General features: G+C 34.9%; 7 protein-coding genes. All 7 read right to left on the bottom strand.

The window, feature by feature from the left end; translation table 11 throughout:
- Window positions 1–163: 163 nt before the first annotated feature.
- Window positions 164–937 carry a class I SAM-dependent methyltransferase gene (locus E2980_RS23545; protein WP_135154649.1) on the bottom strand — a complete coding sequence of 258 codons (774 nt, stop codon included), beginning with the start codon at window positions 935–937 and terminating at the stop codon, window positions 164–166.
- Window positions 938–972: 35 nt separating this feature from the next.
- Window positions 973–1434: an NUDIX hydrolase gene (locus tag E2980_RS23550; protein ID WP_338080757.1), complete on the bottom strand. Its 462-nt coding sequence runs from the start codon at window positions 1432–1434 to the stop codon at window positions 973–975.
- A gap of 47 nt (window positions 1435–1481) precedes the next feature.
- Entirely contained in the window at window positions 1482–1970 is a 489-nt protein-coding gene (locus E2980_RS23555) for a cysteine hydrolase family protein (protein WP_135154650.1), read from the bottom strand.
- Window positions 1971–1995: 25 nt separating this feature from the next.
- Entirely contained in the window at window positions 1996–2874 is an 879-nt protein-coding gene (locus E2980_RS23560; protein ID WP_135154651.1) for a class I SAM-dependent methyltransferase, read from the bottom strand.
- 45 nt (window positions 2875–2919) lie between these two features.
- Window positions 2920–3291 (bottom strand): phosphotransferase family protein, encoded by a 372-nt coding sequence (locus E2980_RS24875; protein WP_338080758.1) that lies wholly within the window; start codon window positions 3289–3291, stop codon window positions 2920–2922.
- Window positions 3251–3778, bottom strand: a complete 528-nt coding sequence (locus E2980_RS24880) for a phosphotransferase (RefSeq protein WP_240703173.1) — start codon at window positions 3776–3778, stop codon at window positions 3251–3253. The genes E2980_RS24875 and E2980_RS24880 overlap by 41 nt, the downstream gene beginning before the upstream one ends.
- A gap of 279 nt (window positions 3779–4057) precedes the next feature.
- A complete protein-coding gene (locus tag E2980_RS23570) occupies window positions 4058–4363 on the bottom strand; it encodes a multinuclear nonheme iron-dependent oxidase (RefSeq protein WP_135154652.1) in 306 nt (101 codons plus the stop codon).
- Window positions 4364–4492: the final 129 nt, after the last annotated feature.

The following is a 4492-nucleotide window of genomic DNA, read 5'->3' on the forward strand; positions in this document are numbered from 1 at the left end:
TGTGTACACTTCACCTGGCGGTCTCCCGTTTCGGCGCAACACGCGATAAGAGTGGTTGGTTAAACCTTGCTCTGCTTGGACTTTCACCTCGCAAGACAAGCCGAACTTGCTTGGCGTACTAACGTTCTTGTATTCACGACTCCCTACCACCTTAATGTCTTCGTTACTTATTCCTTCCTAAAAAGAGTGCTACTCTCTGGTCTTTATTTATAAGTCCACCAGCACTATCAATTGAGTTTTTTATCTTATCAAGTAATTCCTTCCTATTATCATCTGAAAGTTGTCTATGTTTTGAGTGGGTATTAAGTAGTGATATATAATCCTTGCTTGTATAGGTCTGAATCCAATTATACTCTTTAACGATGATATTATTGAAAATGCCTGTTTCTTCTGTTATTTTCTTTCTCTCTTTAATTGTTTCTTCAGGGGTAGGTAATTTTGAATCATCCAATTGTGGGGCAAGATCTTTATAGTGTGTTCGAATTTCTGAATGGAGATTATCGTACGAGGGAACATGAATAGTCCAGAAAAAGCCAATAGACCCGTCTTTGCTAAGTAACTCCCAAACTTTTCGATATCCAAATTTCGGTTCAATAAAATGGAATGCTGTTCCTGATATTGCTAACTGAAAACAATGATCTTTACCATCCCATTGTTCAAAAGAAGAATTTATCACTTGAATTGATTTATATGAATGAAACTTTTCTGAAGTCATTTGAGCCAAATTCTTTCCTAGTTCTATGCAAGTTATATTGCAATAACCATTGTTCACAAGTCCGCTAGTTGCCTGTCCAGTTCCACATCCAATTTCAAGGATGTTATCTTCCTTATCAATTTTAGAATAATTGAGAATATCAACAAACATTTCATTTGGATATGTCGGTCTACACTTTTCATATTCCAATGCAACTTCATCAAATGTTTCTTTATTCTCCATTGAAATTCCCCCAAGTAATTTAGTACCACACAAAATTACTTATAACCCTCGTTAAAATACGTTATTTCATTACCTTCAATTAATTTTCTAATCCCATCTTTATAATAAGGCATTAGTTCATCAGCCTTTTCTAGATCTATCCAAGCTATTTCAGAGATTTCTTTAGGTCTAACAATTTCTTTATTCCCACCAATAATTTCAGCCCTAAATGTAATAAAAATTACATGTTCATTTATCTTTTCAAATTTACATTCGTTAACTGCCACTATGCCATAAACTTTAATATCTAGCCCAGTTTCTTCTTTTGCTTCTCTTATTGCTGCTTGTTCTAATGTTTCATTTCTTTCAACCGCACCGCCTGGAAGTGACCAACTAGAGCGATCAATATTCTTGACCATGAGAACTTTCGATTTTGATTTATCAGTTATTAATGAGTAGGTTACATCGACTCTATTCATTGGATGTTTTTCCCTTCCAATATAAGGAATTAGATTCAATTAGTCTTCCTCCTATTCACGGCCTTCTTGAGTTAACTGATAAATCGTTATCTCACAATATACTCAATTGCAGGATATGAAATAATGTTTCTATCACGATATGTAATACTAATCGCATCACTATAAGTACTTATTATTCCGTTTTGAAGAATCACTGTTTTAAACCCTCTTTCCTTTGCACCATTATAGGTGAAAAGAACACAATGCTCTGCCGCAAAGCCTGCTACAATAACTAAACCTATTTCATGCTTTAATAAAATCTGTTCTAAATCTGTATTCCAAAATGCATTCGATTCTTCTTTTGTTATTCGGATATCATTTTGTTCGACTTTAATCTCCGAGATGATATTGAGTACTTCTGAGTTAAGATCTTTTGTTCCTTCAACATCTTGAATATGTATAACACAATGATTTTTAGAACGAAGTAAGTCTGCGACATAATTTATGTGTTCACATGCTCTTTCTACATTAAGTTTTTCCTTTTGATCTTGTAGAAAGACTTCTTGCATATCTACAATTAAAAAACCAATTTTCATCGTAAGTCTCCTCTTCTGCTTTAAGCTATTTCTTAACTGTCCCAAATGAAATCTTCATATTTGGAGAATAGGTAAGCCATGATCCATCTCCAAATTCCTTGGAAAACAATAATTCCGCTTCGTATTGGTTCATTGCTTCATCATTCGTTAATCCTCTCATAATTAAATTATTCAAGACGTTTTTTAAATTACCTGGTTCTTGGCCTAACCCTTCTTCCTTTAATGAGTGATAAAGTTTTTCTTTGTTATTTGGGTCCATGTTTTGGTCTAAAAAATTAACCCTGTCACTTACTCTGCATTCTACATCCTTCAATCCTAATTGACTAAGGATTATTGGGATTCGCATTCCAATATTTCCGTCTTTCCCAGATTGTTTTGCGTCTTCTTCATATAATTTTTGAAGTATTCCTAATTGAATTACTTTAGACTGCTCGAGACCATCAAGTCTGTAATTTGACATGGTTGCAATCCAGTGGGGCTCGTAACAAATATCCCTTCCATTGTCCAAGACACTATCCATCATCTTCTGAAGAATTGAAATCGGTTTGGTCATATGTAATAAAAAAGCATGACACATAGCTATGTCATACATGTGCTCTACTTTAATCTCTTCAATGTCGCCAACAATAAATTCAGTTTGATATGGCAGGTTAAGAAATACTTCCTTTGCTTTGTTGATTAAGTCTTTACCTTTATCTATGCCGGTGTAAGTTGATCCTTCAGGAAATATTGGAAGCAGCTTAAGACCAAGATAACCATAGCCACAACCAAAATCGATTATGTTTGCTGGTTTGTCGATCTTCCAAACTCTTTGTACCAAAAATTCTAAGTAATCATCATTGTAGTATAACCACCGAGTATTTCTGAGATATTCTATTTGCTTGTCCCAATAATACTCAGACATTAAAATGGCTCCCTTGCTTGTTGCTTTCCATTAAATATTCTGACCTCAAAGTAATCCTTCATTCAAGTATTTATTCTTCATTAAAATTGTTCTAACCGTTGAAATTGTATTATGCCGTTTGGGAAGATTTGCAATTCTATTTAGCAGAATCCATCGAAGGCAAGCAATAGCCTCGAATTTTTCTAGTTCATTCGCAGTGTAATTGTTCATCGTTATAAATTCAGAACGGTAGGTTGAAGAATACTTTTCACTTACATAAATCCAAATTAAGATAATCGACCATGCAATATCGTATCTTGGATCACCAAGTTGGACGTTTGTCCAATCGATAATTGTATACTTTCCATCTGATTCAAGTATATTTCCCAAATTATAATCACCATGAATGACAATTTTGTTCCATCTTTGAACTTCCAACGAGCTGGATTAATAGTTCTTTAATATCTAACTGCTCGTCAATTCGAGGGAAGAAATAGTCTACAAAATCGTATCGAGGTATAGTTATACTACCCAATATATCAAAATTAAACTTATGTATCTCTGTTAGTATATTTGCAATTTCAGTAAGTTTCAATTTATTTACTTTATTTATAGGTGTACCATCGAAACTGGTTAATAAAACTTGATTATTGTTTTCATCAACTCCCCAACCAAATGGTTTAGAAACTGCTATGCCTCGATTAAACAAACACTCTAACATCTTATATTGAATTGATATATGTGGCTTTGAATCCCGATTCCATACTTTTAATACAAACTTAGATTCCGGCGTACTGATCCTAAATACATCTGCTTCAAGTCCGGAATCTATTGGACTTATGTCATTAGGGCCATCTTGTACTAACAATGATTGGAAATCGTTACTCTTTTCCTTCCAGGTGATACTACGGATAAGATCATTCATTGTTTTCTCTACCTTTCGGTGGGGATTTCTTATACCGTTCTGCGCGTACGGAGTCGGCCCGTAGCGTGAATGCAGCATTATCCGATGTTCTTGCTTGCTTGAATTACATTCACTTGCATTTTAAAATGTTATTTAGTTTATTTAATTGTCTTTCTAAAACTTCGATTTCACTACGCCATTCAAATTTAGGCCCAGTCCCTCCGTATTCTAATGTAACAACTAGTGGGTCTGTAAGAGTCAAGGCCTTGATCAACAATTCATAGTCAATCTCTTTCATCTCTAAATGTCTATCCCGAAGATATCATGCTCTGGATCTAGTGCTGGTCCACACACATGAATTTCACTAACTCGCTCTAAAGGCATCCTCTTTAGATATTCTTCGACATCTTCTTTCCTATGCCATGCAGCCACTCTAAGATGGGCAAGATCCAACATAAGCCCTACATCAGCTTCGGAACATATTTTTGTTATTACTTCCGAATCAGTTGCACTTCGTAATGTACCTCGAAATCCATAATAAGGTACATTTTCGATTAACAAATCAGCATCAATTTCTCTCTTCCATTTTAATACTCCATTGAGCATTCTATAATGCTCCCATAGGTTGAGACACGGGAGAGTGATAAATAAGTTATAATGAGACTATGGAAAAACGGAACCGATATACCTCAGAGTTTAAGACGAAAGTTGTGCTGGAGGTCCTCCGCGAGGAAC

Origin of the sequence: Cohnella luojiensis (assembly GCF_004564235.1) — a bacterium.
Taxonomy (GTDB): Bacteria; Bacillota; Bacilli; order Paenibacillales; family Paenibacillaceae; genus Cohnella; species Cohnella luojiensis.

What these genes read in the sequence shown, in the direction of transcription:
- E2980_RS23545 (WP_135154649.1), bottom strand. Translation starts at nt 937, where the DNA reads ATGGAGAATAAAGAAACATTTGATGAAGTTGCATTGGAATATGAAAAG.
- E2980_RS23555 (WP_135154650.1), bottom strand. Translation starts at nt 1,970, where the DNA reads ATGAAAATTGGTTTTTTAATTGTAGATATGCAAGAAGTCTTTCTACAA.
- E2980_RS23560 (WP_135154651.1), bottom strand. Translation starts at nt 2,874, where the DNA reads ATGTCTGAGTATTATTGGGACAAGCAAATAGAATATCTCAGAAATACT.
- E2980_RS24880 (WP_240703173.1), bottom strand. Translation starts at nt 3,778, where the DNA reads ATGAATGATCTTATCCGTAGTATCACCTGGAAGGAAAAGAGTAACGAT.
- E2980_RS23570 (WP_135154652.1), bottom strand. Translation starts at nt 4,363, where the DNA reads ATGCTCAATGGAGTATTAAAATGGAAGAGAGAAATTGATGCTGATTTG.